Below are 17,306 nucleotides of genomic sequence, written 5' to 3'. Positions count from 1 at the left end.
TGCCGGTCGGATCACGTCCGGACCGACCCGTGGGATCCGGACGGACGTGGGGGCCTCGCCGCGAGTTCCCGCGGACGGCGCCGGCCCCCACGACCCCTCTTCGGCGGATCCCCTCCGCGCGACGACGCCGGGGCTCAGCCGAGGGCCGCGACTACCTGCCTGGCCACGCGTCGACCCGCGCGGTTCGCGCCGATGGTCGACGCCTGCGGTCCGTAGCCCGCGAGGAACACCCGCGGATCCCGTGCGGAGACCCCGGACTCGACGCGCACGCCGCCCTCCTTCTCCCGGAGGCCGAGCGGCGCCAGGTGCCGGATCTCGGGCCGGAAGCCCGTCGCCCAGATCACGGCGTCCACCTGGTCGCGCTCGCCGTCCGCCCAGACGACTGCGTCCTCCTCGAAGCGCGCGATGGGCCCCCGGCTGTCGAGCAGACCGCGACGGATCCCCGCGACGATGCGCCGCGTGCGCGGCACCCCCGTGCCGCTGACGATGCTCGGAAGAGCCTCCCCGGCCCGCGCGGCCCGGTCCTGGAGGTCCACCGCGCGCACCGCGGCCTCGACGTCGAGCTCGCCCGCCTCGAGGAAGTCGACGGGACGCCGGGTCGACCACATGGTGCGCGCGGCCACCCCCTCCAGCTCGAGGAGGAAGCCGATGGCGGATGTGCCGCCGCCCACGACGAGCACGCGGAGCCCCCGCAGGTCGGCGGCCGCCCGGTAGCCGGACGTGTGCAGCTGCCGCCCGCGGAACGCCGCGAGCCCCGGATAGGAGGGGATGAACGGCGCGCCCCACGTGCCCGTGGCGTTGACGACGAACCGCGCGACGCGGTCGCCGTCCGTGGCGCGCACGAGGAGCGGGCGGGCGGAGTCGGAGGGATGGGCGGCGCGGCGGCGCGACGCGACGGGCGGCGGCACGTCCGCGTCGAGCACCGCCCGCACCTCCACCGGGCGTTCGACCCGCAGGTCGAAGTGCTGCTCGTAGCGGGCGTAGTGGTCGCGCACGACGTCGCGCGCGGGCAGGCGCCGATCGGCCGTGGCGAACGAGATGCCGAGCTCGGACATGCCGGGGAGGTCGGCCACGCGGTGCGCGGATCCCAGGCGGAGGGCCGCCCACCGGTGCTGCCAGGCGCCGCCGGTCGTGGGCCCGCGATCGAGGACGACGGCGTCTGCGCCCATGCGGAGGCCGAGCCGCTGCAGGTGGTACGCGACGGAGAGCCCGGCCTGTCCGGCACCGATGACCACGACCTGGGTCTCTGCCGGCTGGGAGGTCATGGGACGACCAGGCTAGCGCCCGCTCCCCGGCGCAGGGCGATCACGGGACGAGGTCGTACGATGCCCGTGCACGCTCTCCGGACGGGGAGGACACGCCCGGGACGACGAGGGCCACATGTTAGGGTAGCCCCTAGGTTTTCTCCAATCCCTGTCCGCTGTTTCCAGCGTTGTCACCGCCCGTCGGGGCCTGAGTCGTGAGGGGGTCTCGCATGGGGCGCGGCCGTCAAAAAGCTAAGCACACCAAGATCGCGCGAGAGCTGAAGTCGTTCAGTCCCAATGTGGACTACACGCAGCTGGAGCGCGAGCTGACCACCCACGGGGCGGTCGACGAGCAGTACGCGGCCGAGGCCGCGAAGTGGGACGAGTACGCGGACGAGCCGGACGCCTACGTCCCGGGCGACGAGCAGAAGCGCGCCTGATCCGTCGCCGGCCCCGGCCGGATGGGCATCTGACCCGCCTCCTCGTGAGGCGGGTCTCCTCTTGTGCGCCCGCACGCCGCGCATCGACGCGGTCACGGCACCGAGCGTCGGCCGGTCGCGCCTGGCGTGACGCGGGTCAGTCGCGGTAGCGGCCGGTGAGGCGCACGGCCCCGCCGTCGACGCCCTTGGCGCCCTGCTCGAATCCGGCGCCCGCGGGAGCGTCGCCGATCGTGACGCGACCGGCCTCCCACGTCGGGATGCCCGCGGCGGTGAGCGCGCGCGCGATCCCGTCGGCCGCGGCCGCATCCACGACCGCGATCATGCCGATGCCGAGGTTCCAGGTACCCTCCGCGCTCTCGAGCGTCGAGCCGGCGATGCCGGCGAGCGCGCGGAAGACCGCGGGCGGCGACCACGTGGAGCGCTCGAGCTCGCTGAACGACCCGCGGGGCAGGACGCGCGCGAGGTTCGCCGCGATGCCGCCGCCCGTGACGTGGCTGATCGAGTGGACGGCCGGGCCGAGCTCCGGCTGCGCGAGCACGTCGAGCAGCGGCGTCGTGTAGAGGCGCGTCGGCTCGAGGAGGACCTCGCCGACCACGCCGCCGAGCTCGGCCGACGTGTCGCCGAACCCGATGCCGGCGGTGGCGAGGATGTGGCGCACGAGCGAGAAGCCGTTGCTGTGCAGGCCGCTCGACGCGAGCGCCAGCACCACGTCGCCGTCGCGCACCCGCTCGGATCCGAGCACCGAGTCGGCCTCGACCGCACCGACCGCGGCGCCCGCCACGTCGTAGTCGTCCGGGCCGAGGAGCCCCGGGTGCTCGGCCGTCTCGCCGCCGACGAGGGCGGTGCCGGTGTCGGAGCAGGCGCGGGCGATGCCGGCGACGATGTCGGCGATGCGCGCGGGCACGACCTTGCCGCAGGCGATGTAGTCGGTCATGAAGAGGGGGCGCGCGCCGACCACGACGATGTCGTCGACGACCATGCCCACGAGGTCCTGGCCGATGGTGTCGTGCTTGTCGATGGCCTGCGCGATGGCGACCTTGGTGCCGACGCCGTCCGTGGAGGTGGCGAGGAGCGGGTGGCGGAAGCGGGTGAGGGCGCTCGCGTCGAACAGGCCCGCGAATCCGCCGAACCCGCCGATGACCTCGGGGCCGTGCGTGCGGGACACGGCCTCCTTCATCAGCTGGACCGCCAGATCGCCGGCCTCCGTGTCGACGCCGGCCTCTGCATACGAGCTCTTTGTGGTCACGCGTACAGGGTAGCGGCCGGGCGCGTCGCTCCCGTGTGGGAGACTGGCCGCTCCCCCACCTCTTCTACTCTTCAGGAGTCAGCCGAAGCATGTGCGGCATCGTCGGCGTCGTATCGTCCGAACCCGTCAACCAACTCGTCTACGACAGCCTCCTGCTCCTGCAGCACCGCGGTCAGGACTCCACCGGCATCGCCACGGCGGAGGGCAACACCTTCCACGTGAAGAAGCTCAGCGGCCAGGTGCGCGAGGCGTTCCGCACGCGTGACATGCGCTCGCTGCTCGGCACGATGGGCCTCGGCCACGTGCGGTACGCGACCCGCGGCAGTGCCGCCGACGAGGACGAGGCGCAGCCGTTCTACGTGAACGCGCCCTACGGAATCGTGCTGGTGCACAACGGCAACCTCACCAACACGCGGGAGCTGGCGCAGGAGCTCTTCCACGTGGATCGACGCCACACCAACACGAGCTCGGACACCGAGCTGCTGGTCAACGTCCTCGCGCACGAGCTGCAGTCGCAGGTCTCGGGGCTGGCGCTGGATCCCGAGCAGGTGTTCACCGCCGTCGAGCGCGTGCACGAGCGCGTGCAGGGCTCGTACGCGTCCATCGCGATGATCGCCGGGCACGGGATGCTCGCGTTCCGCGACCCGTTCGGGATCCGCCCGCTCACCCTCGGCCGTCGCGAGCTCGAGGGCGGCAGGATGGAGTGGGTCGTGGCGAGCGAGTCGCTCGTCATGGAGTCGCTCGGCTACGAGATCGTGCGCGACGTGGCGCCCGGCGAGGCCGTCTTCATCACCATGGACGGCGAGATGCACGCGCGCCAGTGCCACCCGGCGCCGCGCCTCATCCCCTGCGCCTTCGAGTTCGTGTACCTCGCGCGACCCGACTCGGTCATGTCCGGCATCGGCGTGTACGACGCGCGCCTGCGCATGGGCAACCGGCTCGCGGCGACCATCGCGGAGCACAGCCCGGCGGGCGACATCGACGTGGTCATGCCCATCCCCGACTCGTCCCGGCCGTCGGCCATGCAGGTCGCGCAGACGCTCGGCATCGAGTACCGCGAGGGCTTCTACAAGAACCGCTACGTCGGGCGGACGTTCATCATGCCGGGGCAGGCGCAGCGCAAGAAGTCGGTGCGACAGAAGCTCAACGCGATGAGCTCGGAGTTCCAGGGCAAGAACATCCTCATCGTCGACGACTCCATCGTGCGCGGCACGACGAGCCGCGAGATCGTCACCATGGCCCGCCAGGCCGGCGCCAACAAGGTGACGTTCACCTCCGCCGCCCCGCCGGTGCGCTACCCGCACGTGTACGGGATCAACATGCCGTCGCGGCAGGAGCTCATCGCCCACGGGCGGAAGATCCCCGAGATCGCGACCGAGCTGGGCGCGGACCACCTCATCTACCAGGAGGTCGCGGACATGCGCGACGCGATCCTCGAGGGATCCACCGGCGTGGAGGACCTCGAGATGAGCTGCTTCACGGGCGAGTACATCACCGGCAATGTGACGCCGGAGTACCTGTCCTGGCTGGAGCGCACGCAGCTCAGCTGATCGCGGCGCGAGCGCGACCGGCGGATGGCCGCCCGGCGGGCGGGTGCCGGATCAGGCGCCCGGCTCGCCCCGCTCGCGCTCGGCCGTGAGGACGCGGGATCGGCGCGAGGCCGCGCGGTCCAGCGCGAGCGCGATGAGCGCGGCCAGCCCGCCGAAGAGGACGACCGCGAACAGCGCCAGGAACGCGAGCACCTGGGCCTCGGAGAACTCCGGGTTCGGCGGGAACGTGAGCGTGAGGACCATCGCCACGATGATCCCGAGCACCGCGCCGACGCCCATGAAGCGGAAGTAGCGGGGGGACCGCCGCACGAGGACCTCGGTACGGCGCTCGTCGTCGGGCTGGGGTCGGGCGTCGGTCATGCGTCCATCATCCCCCGCGCCGCCGACGCGCGACGAACCGCGGACGCGCCGGCGGGCGCTCAGCGGTCGGCCGGGAGCTCCCACGGCACGGGGAGGAGGCCGCGGAGGTCGGCGCGGAGCCCGGACGCGCGCACGGCACCCGCCTCGACGCCCGCGTCCCAGGTCGTGCCGCCCGTCGCGAGCGCGATCCACGTGGCGGGGTCGGTCTCGATGACGTTCGGGGGCGTGCCGCGCGTGTGGCCCGGGCCCTCGATGCACTGGACGGCGCCGAACGGCGGGACGCGCACCTCGACGGTGCCGCCGGGTGCGAGATCCGCGAGCGACTGCAGCAGGAAGCGGACCGCGGTGGCCCGCGTCTCCCGGTCGGCGTCGGCGCCCTTGGCGAGCGCGGCCCGCACGGCGGGCTGTCCGACGGTGGGGTGGATGCGCGCCTTGGCCATCGTCCCAGGATGCCAGAGCGGCGGGGTCGGCCAGCCCGTCCGGCGTCGCCGCGCCCCTCCTAATGGGGCGTCGCCCCGCGTCCGCGCTTTGGGGGACATCCATTACCGTGTATGGAAGTGCCCCGCGGTGACACGACCCGCCCGGCACGGCAGGACGTCCTCCCTCCCGCGGCCTCCCCCGGCCTCGGGAGGGCAGGGACGATGTGCCCGCCGGCGGACCCGAAGAACGCCGGAGAGGGCAGGGAGCCGACCCGCGCCGTACCCGCGGCGGGTCGGCCTCCCACCCTCCGCCCGGCCTCCGCCCGCCGTCCCGGGACGCGGATGCGCCGCGCCCGCCGGCGCCCCCAGGGGCCCGGACCGGCGGGGTCGGCGTCGATAGGGTGGGGGCGTGAAGATCCTGGTACTCGGTTCCGGTGCGCGCGAGCACGCCATCGTCACGGCCCTGCTCCGGGAGGACGCGGGCCACGAGCTCGTCGCGGCGCCCGGCAACGCAGGGATAGCACGCGTCGTGCCCGTCGTGAAGATGGACATCGACGACCCGGTCGTCGTCGCGGAGCACGCGCTCGCGGAGGGCTTCGAGCTGGTCGTCGTGGGGCCCGAGGCGCCGCTCGTCGCCGGGGTCGCGGACGCGCTGCGCACGCGGGGCATCCCGGTCTTCGGGCCGGGCCGCGCCGCCGCCGCGCTGGAGGGATCCAAGACCTTCGCCAAGCGCATCATGGAGGAGGCGGGCGTCCCCACGGGCCGAGCCGCCCAGGCCGGCACCGTCGACGAGGTCGAGGCGGCGCTCGACGAGTACGGCGCCCCCTACGTCATCAAGGCGGACGGCCTCGCGGCCGGCAAGGGCGTGCTGGTCACCGCCGACCGCACGCTCGCCCTCGAGCACGCGCGGCACTACCTCGGCCAGGGCACCGTGCTCGTCGAGGAGTTCCTCGCCGGGCAGGAGGTGTCGCTCTTCCTCCTCTCCGACGGGCACGACGTGGTCCCGCTCTCCCCCGCGCAGGACTACAAGCGCCTGGGCGACGGCGACGCCGGACCGAACACGGGCGGCATGGGCGCGTACTCGCCGCTGCCGTGGCTGCCGGCCGGCTTCGTCGACGAGGTCATCGACACCATCGCGCTGCCCACCGTGCGGAAGCTCGCGGAGGAGCAGACGCCGTTCATCGGGCTGCTCTACTGCGGGCTCATCCTCACCGCGGACGGCATCCGGGTCATCGAGTTCAACGCGCGCTTCGGGGATCCGGAGACGCAGGTCGTGCTGCCCCGCCTCGTCACGCCGCTCTCGCAGCTGCTGCTCGCGGCCGCGTCCGGCGAGCTCGGCGGCGTCGCGCGGCCGGAGTTCTCCGACGACGTCGCCGTCACCGTGGTGGTCGCGAGCGAGGGCTACCCGGAGGCGCCCCGGACGGGACGCGTCATCTCGGGCGTGGACGAGGCGGAGAGCGTCGAGGGCGTGAGCATCGCGCACGCCGCCACCGCGGAGTCGGAGGCGGGGCTCGTCGCCACGGGCGGGCGGGTGCTCAGCGTCGTCGCGACGGGGGCCTCGTTCGTGGAGGCGCGGTCGCGCGTCTACGAGGCCGTCGGGCGGTTGTCGCTCGACGGGTCGCAGCACCGCACGGACATCGCGGCGCAGGTCATCCGATGAGCGCCGGGACGCCCGCGGGCCACGCCGCCGATTGGGACCTCCCGGGCTGGGAGCACGCGTACTCGGGCAAGGTCCGCGAGCTGTTCAGCCCCGCGATCGACGACACGGAGGACCGGGCGCTCGAGGGCGAGCCGCACGTGCTGGTCGTCGCGACCGACCGCGTGAGCGCCTACGACTTCGCGCTCGAGCCCGGGGTCCCCGGCAAGGGCGAGCTCCTCACCCAGCTCAGCCTGTGGTGGTTCGACCGGCTCGACGTGCCGAACCACCTCGTCGACGGCGAGACGCTCGACCGCATCGGCATCCCGGAGCAGGTGCGCGGGCGCGCCATGCTCTGCCGGGTGCTCGAGATGCTGCCCATCGAGTGCGTCGTGCGCGGCTACCTCGCGGGATCCGGCTGGGAGGAGTACCGGCAGCACGGCACGGTGTGCGGGATCCCGCTGCCGGCCGGCCTCGCGCAGGGCGATCGCCTCCCCGAGCCGATCTACACGCCCGCGTGGAAGGCGCCGCAGGGCGAGCACGACGAGAACATCACCTTCGCGCGCACCGAGGAGCTCGTGGGGCACGAGGAGGCGGCGCGTCTCCGCGACCTGTCGCTCGACGTGTACCGCCGCGCGTCGGCCATCGCCGAGGAGCGCGGCGTGATCCTCGCGGACACCAAGTTCGAGTTCGGCATCGACCCGCGCACGGGCATCACCACGCTCGCGGACGAGGTGCTCACGAGCGACTCGTCGAGGTACTGGGACGCGGAGGCGTACGCGACGGGCAACCGCACGGACAGCTTCGACAAGCAGATCGTGCGCGACTGGCTGGCGGCGAACTGGGATCGCACGGGCACCCCGCCCGTGCTGCCGCAGGAGATCGTGGAGCGCACTGCGGAGCGCTACCGGGAGCTCATCGCGCGGCTCACCGGACGCTAGGGGCGCCGGCTCCGCCTGCTGCCGGGCCGTGCCGTGCCGCGTCCCGCCGCAGTGCGTCGGCGGTGCGCGGGCCCCGTGCGGATCCGGCTACAGGTGCTCGTATCCGCGGACGACGCGGTCGATGGCGACCTCCGCGACCTCGCGGGCGTCCGCGTCGGGCAGCTCGTCGAGGGCTCCCTCGATGTCCTGGCCGCCCATCTTGAGGACGGCGAGGCGCTCGAACTCCTCGACCGCCTCGGGCGTGGGCTGGTCGGCCTGCCCCGCGGTCGCGTGCTCGTCGGCGTGCGGGTCGGTGTGCTGGTCCATGGTGGATCCCCTCTGTCGTGCGTGGGCGGTGCGGATCGCGCCCCAGCCCTGTCGTCAGGGTCCCACACCCGCGTGGCCGGGGGATCCGAGGCGGCCAGGATGCCACACGTGCGCGGTGTCGCGCCGCACGCGGGCAGCCGGTCTCGGACGCTTGTAGGTTCGAAGGACGACCGGGCCACGCCCGGCTCATCCCTCGACGATTCGGTGCCCCACCCCGTGACATCCGGCCCCCAGCCCGCCCAGCCCCTCGACGCGGACGCCCCCGCGCGCGTCCGCCTCGCATCCGGCGCGGTGCCGCCGGGCGATGACAGGCCGGGACCCGCTGTCGCGCTCGTGCGCGCGGCGCTCGCGGAGACGCCCCCGGGGCCGGAGTGGACGACGCAGCGGGCGCTGGCGCTCGCGGTCGCGCTCGGCGACGGCGGCGCACGGCCGGGTGCGGGCGGCACGGCGGACCTCTGGGAGGCGCTCGCGACGCTCGCCGCGGCCGACCTCGGCATCGCGCGCACGGTGGAGCCGCACCTGGACGCGCTCGCGATCCTCGAGCAGGAGCGAGGCGCCGCGGGCGACGACGGCGCGAGGGGCGTCGACACGCACGCGGGCGGTGCCGCGGCGCGCACGTGGGGCGTGTTCGCGGCCGAGGGCGGCGGCGATCCGCTGACGGCCGTGGCGGATGCCGACGGGCCGGACGCGGTGCGGCTGTCCGGCACGAAGCCGTGGTGCTCGCTCGCCGGATCGCTGACGCACGCGCTCATCACCGCCGCGGACGACGACGGCTCGCGCGGCCTCTTCGCCGTCGACCTCCGACAGCCCGGCGTCGAGGTCGTGCCCGGCGCGTGGGCCGCCCGCGGGCTCGTGGAGGTCCCGAGCGGGCCGCTGCGCATGCGCGACGTGCCGGCCCGCCGCGTGGGCGCGCCCGGCTGGTACCTCGAGCGGCCCGGGTTCCACTGGGGCGGGATCCAGGTCGCGGCCTGCTGGTACGGCGGCGCGGTCGGGCTGGCGCGCACGCTGCTCCGGGCCGCGTCCCGAGATGGCGCCGACCGACTGCTGCTCATGCACCTGGGCGCGGTCGACGCGGGGCTCGACGGAGCGCGCGCATCCCTCGCCGAGGCGGCCCTGCTGGTCGACCGCGGGCGAGCCGAGGGCGAGGCGGGGCGGCTGCTCGCGAAGCGGGTGCGCGCCGTCGTCGCCCGCGCGGTGGACGACACGCTGACCCACGTCGCGCACGCGCTCGGCCCGGCGCCGCTCGCGCAGGACGCGGACCATGCCAAGCGCGTGGCCGACCTCGGGCTGTACGTGCGGCAGCATCACGCCGAGCGCGACGACGCCTCGCTCGGCGGGGCGCTCGCGGAGGCGGTGCGGCGGCGCGCGGCGGAGGCGGACGCGACGGACACGAGGGACACGGGGACGAGCGATCCCACGATCGCGGCCGGCCCTGCGCCGGTCGCCGCGGCGGGCGTCGCCTTCGATGCGCGCGAGCCCGGCACCGATGCCGACGTCTGGGACGCGGATCCGCGCTGGGACGCGCTCGACGCGCCCGACCTCGCGGGGATGGCGGCGCTCCTCGTGGTGTCCGCGCACGCCGACGACGAGTCGATCGGGGCCGCGGGCCTCATGGCGACCGCGGCCGCGCGGGGCGTGCCGGTGACCCTCGCGATCGTGACCGACGGCGCCGCCTCGCACCCCGGATCCCCCACTCGCACGCCCGACGAGCTCGTGGCCGTCCGCCGCGACGAGGCCCGCGCCGCCCTCGACGCGGTCGCGCCCGACGCCCGGCTCGTGCTCCTGGGGCACCCGGACGGCGGGATCCGCGAGCGCCGCGAGGCCGTGCGCGACGACCTCGCCGTGCTCCTCTCCGACGCCGCGCCGGGCACCGCGGTCGCGGCTCCCTGGCGCGGCGACGGGCACCGGGACCACCGCGTCACGGGCGAGGTCGTCGCCGAGCTGGTGGGCGCTCTGCCCGCCGCGCGTGGGATCCGGCTCGTCGAGTACCCGGTGTGGATGTGGCACTGGGCGACGCCCGACGACCCGCGCGTGCCGTGGGCCGCGATGCGGGCCCTGCCGCTCGACGCGCGCACACGGGAGGCCAAGCGGGCCGCGATCCGCGCGCACGCCAGCCAGGTGGATCCGCTGTCCGACGCCCCCGAGGACGCCGCCGTCCTGCAGCCCGGGTTCCTCCGGCACGCCGACCGCGACCGCGAGGTGCTGATCGTGTCCGACGACGCCACCGCGACGCCCACCGCCGCCGAGCGCTTCGACGCCGCGTACGCCCGCGCCGAGGATCCGTGGCGCGTCCAGACCCGCTGGTACGAGCGCCGCAAGCGCCTCGCCACCCTCGCGGCCCTGCCCGACGAGCGGTACGGCCGGGCGCTGGAGATCGGCTGCTCCATCGGTGTGACGACGGCGGGCCTCGCCGAGCGCGTGGACGAGCTGCTGGCCGTGGACGTCGCGCCGACCGCGGTCGAGCGGGCCCGCGTCCGCCTCGCCGACGCGCCGCAGGTGCGCCTCGAGGTGCGCGACGTGGGCGCCGACTGGCCGGCCGGCGCGTTCGACCTCGTGGTGATGAGCGAGGTCGGCTACTACCTCGACGACGCCGCGTTCGACCGCGTGCTCGCCGCCCTGCCGGGGGCACTCGGCGCCGGTGGCGCGCTGGTCGCCTGCCACTGGCGGCACCCGGAGGGCGACTTCCGGCGGACGGGCGACGAGGTGCACGCGCGGCTCGCCGCCGTACCCGGGCTGCACGTGCTGATGCGGCACGAGGAGGACGACTTCCTGCTCGAGGTGCTGTCGGCGGATCCGCGCTCGGTCGCCGTGCGCACGGGGCTGCGGTGACGGGGACGGCGGCAGCGGCCGCCGAGGTCGAGCCAGCACCCCGGATCCGCGCGGTCACGGTCGTCATCCCGGCGCGCGACGAGGAGGAGCTGGTCGGCCGCTGCCTCGCGTCCGTCGAGGTCGCCGCGGCCCGTGCACGTGCGGACGGGGTGCGCGTGCGCGTGATCCTCGTGGCCGACGACTGCCGGGACCGCACCGCGGAGGTGGCGCGCGCCGCGGGCGTCGAGGTCATCGAGAGCGCCGCCGGGCGCGTGGGCGCCGCGCGCGCCCAGGGGGTCGACGCGGCCCGCGCGGGCTGGGACGGCGACGACGCCGAGCACTGGATCGCGTGCACCGACGCCGACTCCGCGGTGCCGCCGGCGTGGATCACGAGCCAGCTCGAGCTCGCGGACGGCGGGGCCGACGTGGTCGTCGGCACCGTCCGCCCGGAGCTCGACGACCTCAGCCCGGCTCAGGTCGCGGCCTGGCGCGCGACCCGCGTGCCCGGCCACGCCAACGGGCACGTGCACGGCGCGAACCTCGGCGTGCGCGCCGACGCCTACGTCGCGGCCGGCGGGTTCCCTGCCGTCGCGGAGCACGAGGACGTCGACCTCGTGACACGGCTCCGCGGACTCGACGCGCGGATCACGGCGTCCGCAGCCGGCGAGGTGCTCACGTCGAGCCGCCGCGAGGGCCGCACGCCGGGCGGCTACGCGGGGTACCTCCACGTGTCGCTGCTGGAGCGGGCGCGCGAGCGGGAGATCGGACGCCAGCGCGCCGTGGGCTGCGACAGCCCCTGCGTGCCGGCGGGCTGACCGGACGGCCGTCCCCGCTCAGCTCCGCGCCGCGCCGTCGCCCGTCATCCCGCGGGTCCCCGCCGCGGTCCCCTCCGCGACCGCCCGCACGACGGCGGCCGCCGTGCGCAGCTGCTCGGCGGTGAACCCGTCGAGCGCCCGGTCGACCTCGGCCTGCGCGCCCCGCAGCACGTCCATCACGCGCGCCCGGGACGCGGCGGTCGGCCGCAGCGTGACCACCCGCCGGTCGGCGCTCTCGCGGCTCCGCCCGATGTGCCCGCGGCCCTCGAGCCGGTTGATGAGCGCGGTCGTGGCCCCCGACGTCAGGTGGAGGCGCTCCGACAGGCGGGCCGGCGACAGCGCCCGGCCGGCGGTCTCCGCCCAGATGATCTCGGCCAGCGCCGTCGTGTCCGTCGTCGGCAGCCCGACGGCCACGGCCAGCTGCCGCACCGACTCGTCGAACGCGGTCGTGTGGTCCCTGAGCTGCTCGAGCACCTCGGAGCGATCTCCGGGGACGGCGATGGTGTCGGACATGTCGTGCTCCTCTGAGTCGATGGGATTGCTTTACCGTGAAGCATCTACGCCATAGAGTCTACTCGCGCCCGGGATCCCGGGCCAGCTCGACGACACGAGGAGATCATCCATGGCCGACACCGCCCACCACCGCCCGAGGGTCCTCGTGACCGGAGCCAGCATCGCCGGACCGGCGCTCGCCTGGGGGCTGACGCGCGAGGGCTTCGACGTGACCCTGCTCGAGCGCTCGGCCGAGCAGCGCCAGGCCGGGCAGAACATCGACGTGCGCGGCCTCGGCCGCGACGTCCTCCGGCGCATGGGGATCGAGGACGCCGTCATGGCGAACCTCACGGGCGAGGACGGGACGCGCTTCGTCGACGAGGACGGCCGCGTCGTCGCCACGTTCCCCCGCGCCGCCGGAAAGGACGGGCCGACGGCGGAGGTGGAGATCCTGCGCGGCCGGTTCGCGGGGATCCTCGTCGACCTCGTGCGGGACGACGTCGAGCTCCGCTACGGCGACTTCGTGACGGGGGTGCGCCAGGACGCGACGGGGGTCGACGTCGAGCTCGCGAGCGGATCCCGCGAGCGCTACGACCTCCTGCTCGTCGCCGAGGGCCGCAGCTCCCGCACGCGTCGGCTGGCGTTCGCCGAGGAGACCACCCTCCGCGACCACGGCGTCAGCATCGCCTACGGGACGATCGACCGGATCCCCGGCGACACGGGCTACTGGGACTTCCTCACGGGGCGCGGCGCGCGCAACGCCACCATCCGGCCCGACGACGAGGGCACGATCCGCGCGAGCCTGTCGTTCGAGTCGGAGCCGTCCGGCTTCGAGCAGCTGCCGTTCGACGCCCAGATGACCGTGCTCCGCGCGCGCTTCCGCGGCGCGGGCTGGCAGGTCGAGCGGATCCTCGACGGCTTCCAGGCGCGACCGGACGAGTTCTACACGCAGCGCATGGAGCAGGTGATCGTCTCGACGTGGTCGAAGGGACGCATCGCGCTCCTCGGCGACGCGGCCTGGGGATCCGGCCCCACCGGCATGGGCACGACCCTCTCGCTGGTCGCCGCCCACGTGCTCGCGGGCGAGCTGGGACGCGCGCTCGCCGATCCCGCCGACACCTTCCCGGCCGCGTTCGCGCGCTACGAGGCGCAGCTGCGCCGCTACGCCGACAGCGCACAGGGGCTGCCGCCGGGCGGGGCGCGGATCACGCACCCGTCGTCGGCTGTCGGGCAGCGGGTGCTCCGCGGCGCCGTGCGGGTGGCCGCGTCGCGGCCCGTGCGCGGGTTCGGCGACCGCTTCCTCCTCACGAGCGCGCGCCATGCGCCGACGCTCGCCGCCTACCCGCGGCTGCGCGGCTGACGGACGGAGCCGGGCGCCGCTCTTGGCCGGCTCATCGGATCGCCATGGCCGGCGCATCGGACCGCCCGGCACGGTGGTCACGTCCCGACCGCCGGGACCCCGACCAGGAGGCACCGACGTGACCCGCATCCCCGAACCCGACCGCACGCCCGACGGCCCCGCCTACGAGGGCCGGCTCCTCGCCCGCGCCGACGAGGAGGTGGTCGACCAGGGCGCGGGCTTCGACCTCCGCACGCTGCTCAGCCGCCGGGCCGTGCTCGCGTACCTCGGGGCCGGCATCGGATCCGTCGCGCTCGCCGCATGCACGGCCGGTGCCGCGGGCTCCGGCGGCACGGCGAGCGCCGCCGCGTCGACGGGCGAGATCCCCGACGAGACCGCGGGGCCGTACCCGGGCGACGGATCCAACGGGCCGGACGTCTTGGAGCGGTCCGGCATCGTCCGCAGCGACATCCGCTCGAGCCTCGACGGCGGCACCACCGCCGCGGGGGTGCCCATGGCACTCACCCTCACGATCCTCGACATGGCCGGCGGCGACGTGCCGTTCGCGGGCGCCGCCGTCTACGTCTGGCACTGCGACGCCGCGGGCGGCTACTCGATGTATTCCGACGGGATCACCGAGGAGACGTACCTGCGCGGCGTGCAGGTCGCGGGCGACGACGGCACGGTGTCCTTCACGTCCGTGTTCCCCGCCTGCTACTCGGGCCGCTGGCCGCACATCCACTTCGAGGTCTACCCGACCGTGGACGACATCACCGACGCGACGAAGGCCGTCGCGACCTCGCAGGTCGCCCTGCCCGAGGACGCGTGCACGGCCGTCTACGCTCTCCCCGAGTACGCCGGATCCACGGCGAACCTCGCGCAGGTCGCGCTCGACTCGGACAACGTGTTCGGCGACGACGGCGGCGAGCTGCAGCTCGGCACGGTGACGGGCGACGCTACCGCGGGCTATCGCGTCGCGCTGACGGCGCGCGTCGACACCGCGACGACGCCGACGGCCGGTTCTGCGCCATCGGGCGGCGGGGGCGGCGGCATGGGCGGACCGGCTGGCACCCCGCCGGGCGGCGACCGCTAGGGCCGTTCCGCACCGCCCCCTACGCTCGCGGGATGGACGCGCTCGAGCTCACCCGGCACGTGCGGGCGATGCGCGTGGCGACCGACCGTCCGCTGGTGGTGGGCGTCTCCGGCTACGGCGGATCCGGGAAGTCCACGCTCGCCCGGGTGCTCACCGCGGCGCTGCCCGGCTCGGTCCGCCTGCGCGGCGACGACTTCCTCGACCCGTCCCGCTCGCACCGCCGCTCCCCCGACTGGGACGGCGTCGACCGGCTCCGGCTCGTGGAGGAGGTGCTGGATCCGCTGCGCTCCGGCCGCGGGGGCGCGTTCCGCCGCTATGACTGGGGCCGACGCGCGCTGGGCGGCCCCGAGCGGCTGCCGGAGACGGACCTCCTGGTGGTCGACCTCATCGGGTTGCTGCACCCCGAGACGCGACCGTGGATCGACCTCGCGGTCTGGTGCGACGTGGACCTCGAGACGGCGTCGGCCCGCGGGATGGCGCGCGATGCGCGGCTCGGCCGCGACCACGACGCGCTGTGGCGCGACGTCTGGATCCCCAACGAGCGCGACTTCGACGCAGGCTTCGCTCCCCGGGCCTCCGCCGACGTTCTACTCCCGGACGCTCCGGGCTCGACGAACACCTGAGCGGTCGACTGCGAGGGCGGCGCCGGCTCAGGCCCCGGGAGCCTGCTTCCGTCCCGCCTGCAGCGCCGCCCAGCGCCGGTGCGCGAGCACGTGGAGGACGAGGGAGCCCGCCCCGGCGACGGCGAGCGCGGCCGCGAGGATCCACAGGCCGGTGTCGCCGCCGATCCCCGCGACCACCGCGCTCACGACGGCCAGGGCCGCGAGCCCGATCCCCACGGCGAGGAGCCCGTTCGTCGGCGCCTCGAGCGGGCGCGGAGAGGAGCCGGGCGCGGGCACGCGCTCCCACGTCACGATGAAGAACGTCGCGATCGGCCCGAGCACGATCGAGACGAGGAACCAGTTCCACCGGGATCGGCCCTTCTGCTCCGCGAGCCCCGCGTTCACGAGGGCGAGCGTGACCCACCCGGAGCTGCCGAGCCACGACCCGTCGAGCACTGTCTGATCCATGCCCCGACCGTAGGGCACGACCGCCGCCGGGCGATGGCGCGGGCTATTTCCCCACCTGCTCCACTACCCTCGATCCATGCACAGAACCGCGCGGGAGCCCGCTCCCGACAGCCACAGTCCCGGCGCCCGGACGACCCCGGGCACGCCCCGCACCCTCCGCGCCATCCGCCTCACGGCCGCCCGCCTCACGGGCACCCGCTCGACCGGCACCCGCTCGTGAACGGCGACCTCCTCCTCAACATCGTCCTGGTCGTGGTGTTCGTCCTCGTCGGCGGCGTGTTCGCCGCCACCGAGATGGCGCTCGTCACCCTCCGCGAGGGCCAGCTCAACGCCCTCGCCGCCCGCGGCCGCCGCGGCGAGAAGGTCGCCGCGCTCGCCCGCAACCCCAACACCTTCCTCGCGGCGGTGCAGATCGGCGTGACCGTCGCCGGCTTCGCGTCGGCCGCGTACGGCGCCTCGTCGATCGCGCCGTCGGTCGTCCCGCTGCTCGAGTCGTGGGGCCTGGAGTCCGGCCTCGCGTCCACGGTCGCGACGCTCCTGCTCACGCTGATGATCGCCTACCTTTCGCTCGTGCTCGGCGAGCTCGCGCCCAAGCGGCTCGCTATCCAGCGGAACGCCGGCTTCGCGTACGGCGTCGCGCCCGTGCTCAACGGCTTCGCGAACCTCATGCGGCCGGTGATCTGGCTGCTCTCCGCCTCGACGAACGTGGTCGTGCGCCTCCTCGGCGGCGACCCGCACAAGACCGGCGAGGAGATGAGCGAGGAGGAGCTCCGCGACATCGTCTCCAGCCATGAGGGCCTCCCGGACGACGAGCGCCGGATCCTCGACGACGTGCTCTCCCTCCGCCACCGCCAGCTCAGCGAGGTGATGAAGCCGCGGCCCGAGATCGCCGCGCTCGACGGCACGGGCACGGTCCGCGAGGCGGGGATCGACGTGCAGGACCGGCCGTACTCGCGCTACCCGGTGGTCGACAAGACCATCGACGACGTCATCGGGTTCGTGCACGTGCGCGACCTGTACCAGGCGATCGCGGCGGATCCCACGCGGCCCGTCTCCGAGATCCTCCGCCCGATCCCCTACCTCCCGGCGACCGCGCGCGTGCTGCCGACGCTCACGATGATGCGCGCCGAGGGCCACCAGATCGCCGTGATCGTGGACGAGTACGGCGGCACCGACGGCATCGTCACGCTCGAGGACCTCGTGGAGGAGGTCGTCGGCGAGATCTTCGACGAGTACGACACCGACTCCGCCGCGCGCGACCTCGCGGAGGACGGCGGCACGATCGACGGCCGCCTCAACTTCCAGGACTTCGAGGAGGCGACGGGCGTGAAGCTCCCCGACTCCGCGTCGGACACGGTCGCGGGCTTCGTCATCGAGAACCTCGGCCGGCTCGCGCAGGTCGGCGACACGGTCGAGGTCGACGGCGTGACCCTGCAGGTGACGGCGCTCGACCGACGGCGGATCTCCGAGATCCTCGTCGTGCCGCGCGAGGAGCCGGCGGCGGAGGACGCAGAGGACGCGACCGCGTAGCGCGGGAGGGCGGCGGC

At 74.9% G+C, this 17,306-nt stretch carries 18 protein-coding genes; 11 read left to right on the top strand and 7 right to left on the bottom strand.

Going from position 1 to position 17,306, the window contains the following annotated elements:
* Positions 1-134 precede the first annotated feature (134 nt).
* On the bottom strand, positions 135-1,265 hold the full coding sequence (locus K0V08_RS14925) for an FAD-dependent oxidoreductase (protein ID WP_079531896.1): 1,131 nt from the start codon (positions 1,263-1,265) through the stop codon (positions 135-137).
* 209 nt (positions 1,266-1,474) lie between these two features.
* On the opposite strand from K0V08_RS14925, the gene K0V08_RS14920 reads away from it, so the two are divergent.
* Positions 1,475-1,684, top strand: coding sequence for a DUF3073 domain-containing protein (locus K0V08_RS14920; RefSeq protein ID WP_012037444.1), 210 nt, complete (start codon positions 1,475-1,477; stop codon positions 1,682-1,684).
* 136 nt (positions 1,685-1,820) lie between these two features.
* Here K0V08_RS14920 and purM read toward each other — a convergent pair whose 3' ends face one another.
* Positions 1,821-2,930 carry a phosphoribosylformylglycinamidine cyclo-ligase gene (purM, locus tag K0V08_RS14915; protein ID WP_079531894.1) on the bottom strand — a complete coding sequence of 370 codons (1,110 nt, stop codon included), beginning with the start codon at positions 2,928-2,930 and terminating at the stop codon, positions 1,821-1,823.
* Between the two features lie 89 nt (positions 2,931-3,019).
* Here purM and purF point away from each other — a divergent pair, with 89 nt between their 5' ends.
* A complete protein-coding gene (purF, locus tag K0V08_RS14910) occupies positions 3,020-4,480 on the top strand; it encodes an amidophosphoribosyltransferase (protein ID WP_012037442.1) in 1,461 nt (486 codons plus the stop codon).
* A gap of 51 nt (positions 4,481-4,531) precedes the next feature.
* Here the strand turns inward: purF and K0V08_RS14905 are convergent, their stop codons facing one another.
* Together K0V08_RS14905 and K0V08_RS14900 are read right to left on the bottom strand one after the other, a co-directional pair.
* Positions 4,532-4,840 carry a hypothetical protein gene (locus K0V08_RS14905; protein WP_012037441.1) on the bottom strand — a complete coding sequence of 103 codons (309 nt, stop codon included), beginning with the start codon at positions 4,838-4,840 and terminating at the stop codon, positions 4,532-4,534.
* A gap of 59 nt (positions 4,841-4,899) precedes the next feature.
* A complete protein-coding gene (locus K0V08_RS14900; RefSeq protein ID WP_079531891.1) occupies positions 4,900-5,280 on the bottom strand; it encodes a sterol carrier family protein in 381 nt (126 codons plus the stop codon).
* A gap of 388 nt (positions 5,281-5,668) precedes the next feature.
* Here K0V08_RS14900 and purD point away from each other — a divergent pair, with 388 nt between their 5' ends.
* Together purD and K0V08_RS14890 are read left to right on the top strand one after the other, a co-directional pair.
* Positions 5,669-6,919 carry a phosphoribosylamine--glycine ligase gene (gene purD / locus K0V08_RS14895; protein WP_079531888.1) on the top strand — a complete coding sequence of 417 codons (1,251 nt, stop codon included), beginning with the start codon at positions 5,669-5,671 and terminating at the stop codon, positions 6,917-6,919.
* Complete coding sequence (locus K0V08_RS14890; protein ID WP_079531886.1) at positions 6,916-7,836, top strand: phosphoribosylaminoimidazolesuccinocarboxamide synthase; 921 nt, start codon at positions 6,916-6,918, stop codon at positions 7,834-7,836. Before purD ends, K0V08_RS14890 begins: the two co-directional genes overlap by 4 nt.
* 87 nt (positions 7,837-7,923) lie before the next feature.
* Here the strand turns inward: K0V08_RS14890 and K0V08_RS14885 are convergent, their stop codons facing one another.
* A complete protein-coding gene (locus K0V08_RS14885) occupies positions 7,924-8,142 on the bottom strand; it encodes a hypothetical protein (protein ID WP_012037437.1) in 219 nt (72 codons plus the stop codon).
* A gap of 216 nt (positions 8,143-8,358) precedes the next feature.
* Between K0V08_RS14885 and K0V08_RS14880 the strand changes: the two genes are divergently transcribed.
* Both K0V08_RS14880 and K0V08_RS14875 read left to right on the top strand, forming a co-directional pair.
* Positions 8,359-10,971, top strand: a complete 2,613-nt coding sequence (locus tag K0V08_RS14880; RefSeq protein WP_231689087.1) for a PIG-L family deacetylase — start codon at positions 8,359-8,361, stop codon at positions 10,969-10,971.
* A complete protein-coding gene (locus K0V08_RS14875; RefSeq protein WP_079531881.1) occupies positions 10,968-11,765 on the top strand; it encodes a glycosyltransferase family 2 protein in 798 nt (265 codons plus the stop codon). The genes K0V08_RS14880 and K0V08_RS14875 overlap by 4 nt, the downstream gene beginning before the upstream one ends.
* Before the next feature lie 18 nt (positions 11,766-11,783).
* Here the strand turns inward: K0V08_RS14875 and K0V08_RS14870 are convergent, their stop codons facing one another.
* Entirely contained in the window at positions 11,784-12,278 is a 495-nt protein-coding gene (locus K0V08_RS14870) for a MarR family winged helix-turn-helix transcriptional regulator (RefSeq protein WP_079531879.1), read from the bottom strand.
* 109 nt (positions 12,279-12,387) lie between these two features.
* On the opposite strand from K0V08_RS14870, the gene K0V08_RS14865 reads away from it, so the two are divergent.
* The 3 genes from K0V08_RS14865 to K0V08_RS14855 all read left to right on the top strand — a co-directional run bounded on the left by K0V08_RS14865 (position 12,388) and on the right by K0V08_RS14855 (position 15,312).
* On the top strand, positions 12,388-13,617 hold the full coding sequence (locus K0V08_RS14865) for an FAD-dependent monooxygenase (protein WP_012037433.1): 1,230 nt from the start codon (positions 12,388-12,390) through the stop codon (positions 13,615-13,617).
* A 118-nt stretch (positions 13,618-13,735) separates the two neighbouring features.
* Positions 13,736-14,689 carry an intradiol ring-cleavage dioxygenase gene (locus K0V08_RS14860; RefSeq protein ID WP_079531876.1) on the top strand — a complete coding sequence of 318 codons (954 nt, stop codon included), beginning with the start codon at positions 13,736-13,738 and terminating at the stop codon, positions 14,687-14,689.
* A 32-nt stretch (positions 14,690-14,721) separates the two neighbouring features.
* Entirely contained in the window at positions 14,722-15,312 is a 591-nt protein-coding gene (locus K0V08_RS14855; protein WP_227267028.1) for a uridine kinase family protein, read from the top strand.
* A gap of 27 nt (positions 15,313-15,339) precedes the next feature.
* Here K0V08_RS14855 and K0V08_RS14850 read toward each other — a convergent pair whose 3' ends face one another.
* Positions 15,340-15,759, bottom strand: coding sequence for a hypothetical protein (locus K0V08_RS14850; RefSeq protein ID WP_050976288.1), 420 nt, complete (start codon positions 15,757-15,759; stop codon positions 15,340-15,342).
* Positions 15,760-15,835: 76 nt separating this feature from the next.
* Here K0V08_RS14850 and K0V08_RS14845 point away from each other — a divergent pair, with 76 nt between their 5' ends.
* Both K0V08_RS14845 and K0V08_RS14840 read left to right on the top strand, forming a co-directional pair.
* Positions 15,836-15,979: a hypothetical protein gene (locus tag K0V08_RS14845; protein ID WP_153259815.1), complete on the top strand. Its 144-nt coding sequence runs from the start codon at positions 15,836-15,838 to the stop codon at positions 15,977-15,979.
* Positions 15,976-17,289 (top strand): hemolysin family protein, encoded by a 1,314-nt coding sequence (locus K0V08_RS14840; protein WP_079531873.1) that lies wholly within the window; start codon positions 15,976-15,978, stop codon positions 17,287-17,289. The genes K0V08_RS14845 and K0V08_RS14840 overlap by 4 nt, the downstream gene beginning before the upstream one ends.
* Positions 17,290-17,306 lie beyond the last annotated feature (17 nt).

Origin of the sequence: Clavibacter michiganensis (assembly GCF_021216655.1) — a bacterium.
GTDB classification, from domain to species: Bacteria; Actinomycetota; Actinomycetes; order Actinomycetales; family Microbacteriaceae; genus Clavibacter; species Clavibacter michiganensis.
This window is presented reverse-complemented; position numbering and strand designations above follow the sequence as displayed.

What these genes read in the sequence shown, in the direction of transcription:
- K0V08_RS14925 (WP_079531896.1), bottom strand. Translation starts at nt 1,265, where the DNA reads ATGACCTCCCAGCCGGCAGAGACCCAGGTCGTGGTCATCGGTGCCGGA.
- K0V08_RS14920 (WP_012037444.1), top strand. Translation starts at nt 1,475, where the DNA reads ATGGGGCGCGGCCGTCAAAAAGCTAAGCACACCAAGATCGCGCGAGAG.
- purF (WP_012037442.1), top strand. Translation starts at nt 3,020, where the DNA reads ATGTGCGGCATCGTCGGCGTCGTATCGTCCGAACCCGTCAACCAACTC.
- K0V08_RS14905 (WP_012037441.1), bottom strand. Translation starts at nt 4,840, where the DNA reads ATGACCGACGCCCGACCCCAGCCCGACGACGAGCGCCGTACCGAGGTC.
- K0V08_RS14900 (WP_079531891.1), bottom strand. Translation starts at nt 5,280, where the DNA reads ATGGCCAAGGCGCGCATCCACCCCACCGTCGGACAGCCCGCCGTGCGG.
- K0V08_RS14890 (WP_079531886.1), top strand. Translation starts at nt 6,916, where the DNA reads ATGAGCGCCGGGACGCCCGCGGGCCACGCCGCCGATTGGGACCTCCCG.
- K0V08_RS14885 (WP_012037437.1), bottom strand. Translation starts at nt 8,142, where the DNA reads ATGGACCAGCACACCGACCCGCACGCCGACGAGCACGCGACCGCGGGG.
- K0V08_RS14870 (WP_079531879.1), bottom strand. Translation starts at nt 12,278, where the DNA reads ATGTCCGACACCATCGCCGTCCCCGGAGATCGCTCCGAGGTGCTCGAG.
- K0V08_RS14865 (WP_012037433.1), top strand. Translation starts at nt 12,388, where the DNA reads ATGGCCGACACCGCCCACCACCGCCCGAGGGTCCTCGTGACCGGAGCC.
- K0V08_RS14855 (WP_227267028.1), top strand. Translation starts at nt 14,722, where the DNA reads ATGGACGCGCTCGAGCTCACCCGGCACGTGCGGGCGATGCGCGTGGCG.
- K0V08_RS14850 (WP_050976288.1), bottom strand. Translation starts at nt 15,759, where the DNA reads ATGGATCAGACAGTGCTCGACGGGTCGTGGCTCGGCAGCTCCGGGTGG.
- K0V08_RS14845 (WP_153259815.1), top strand. Translation starts at nt 15,836, where the DNA reads ATGCACAGAACCGCGCGGGAGCCCGCTCCCGACAGCCACAGTCCCGGC.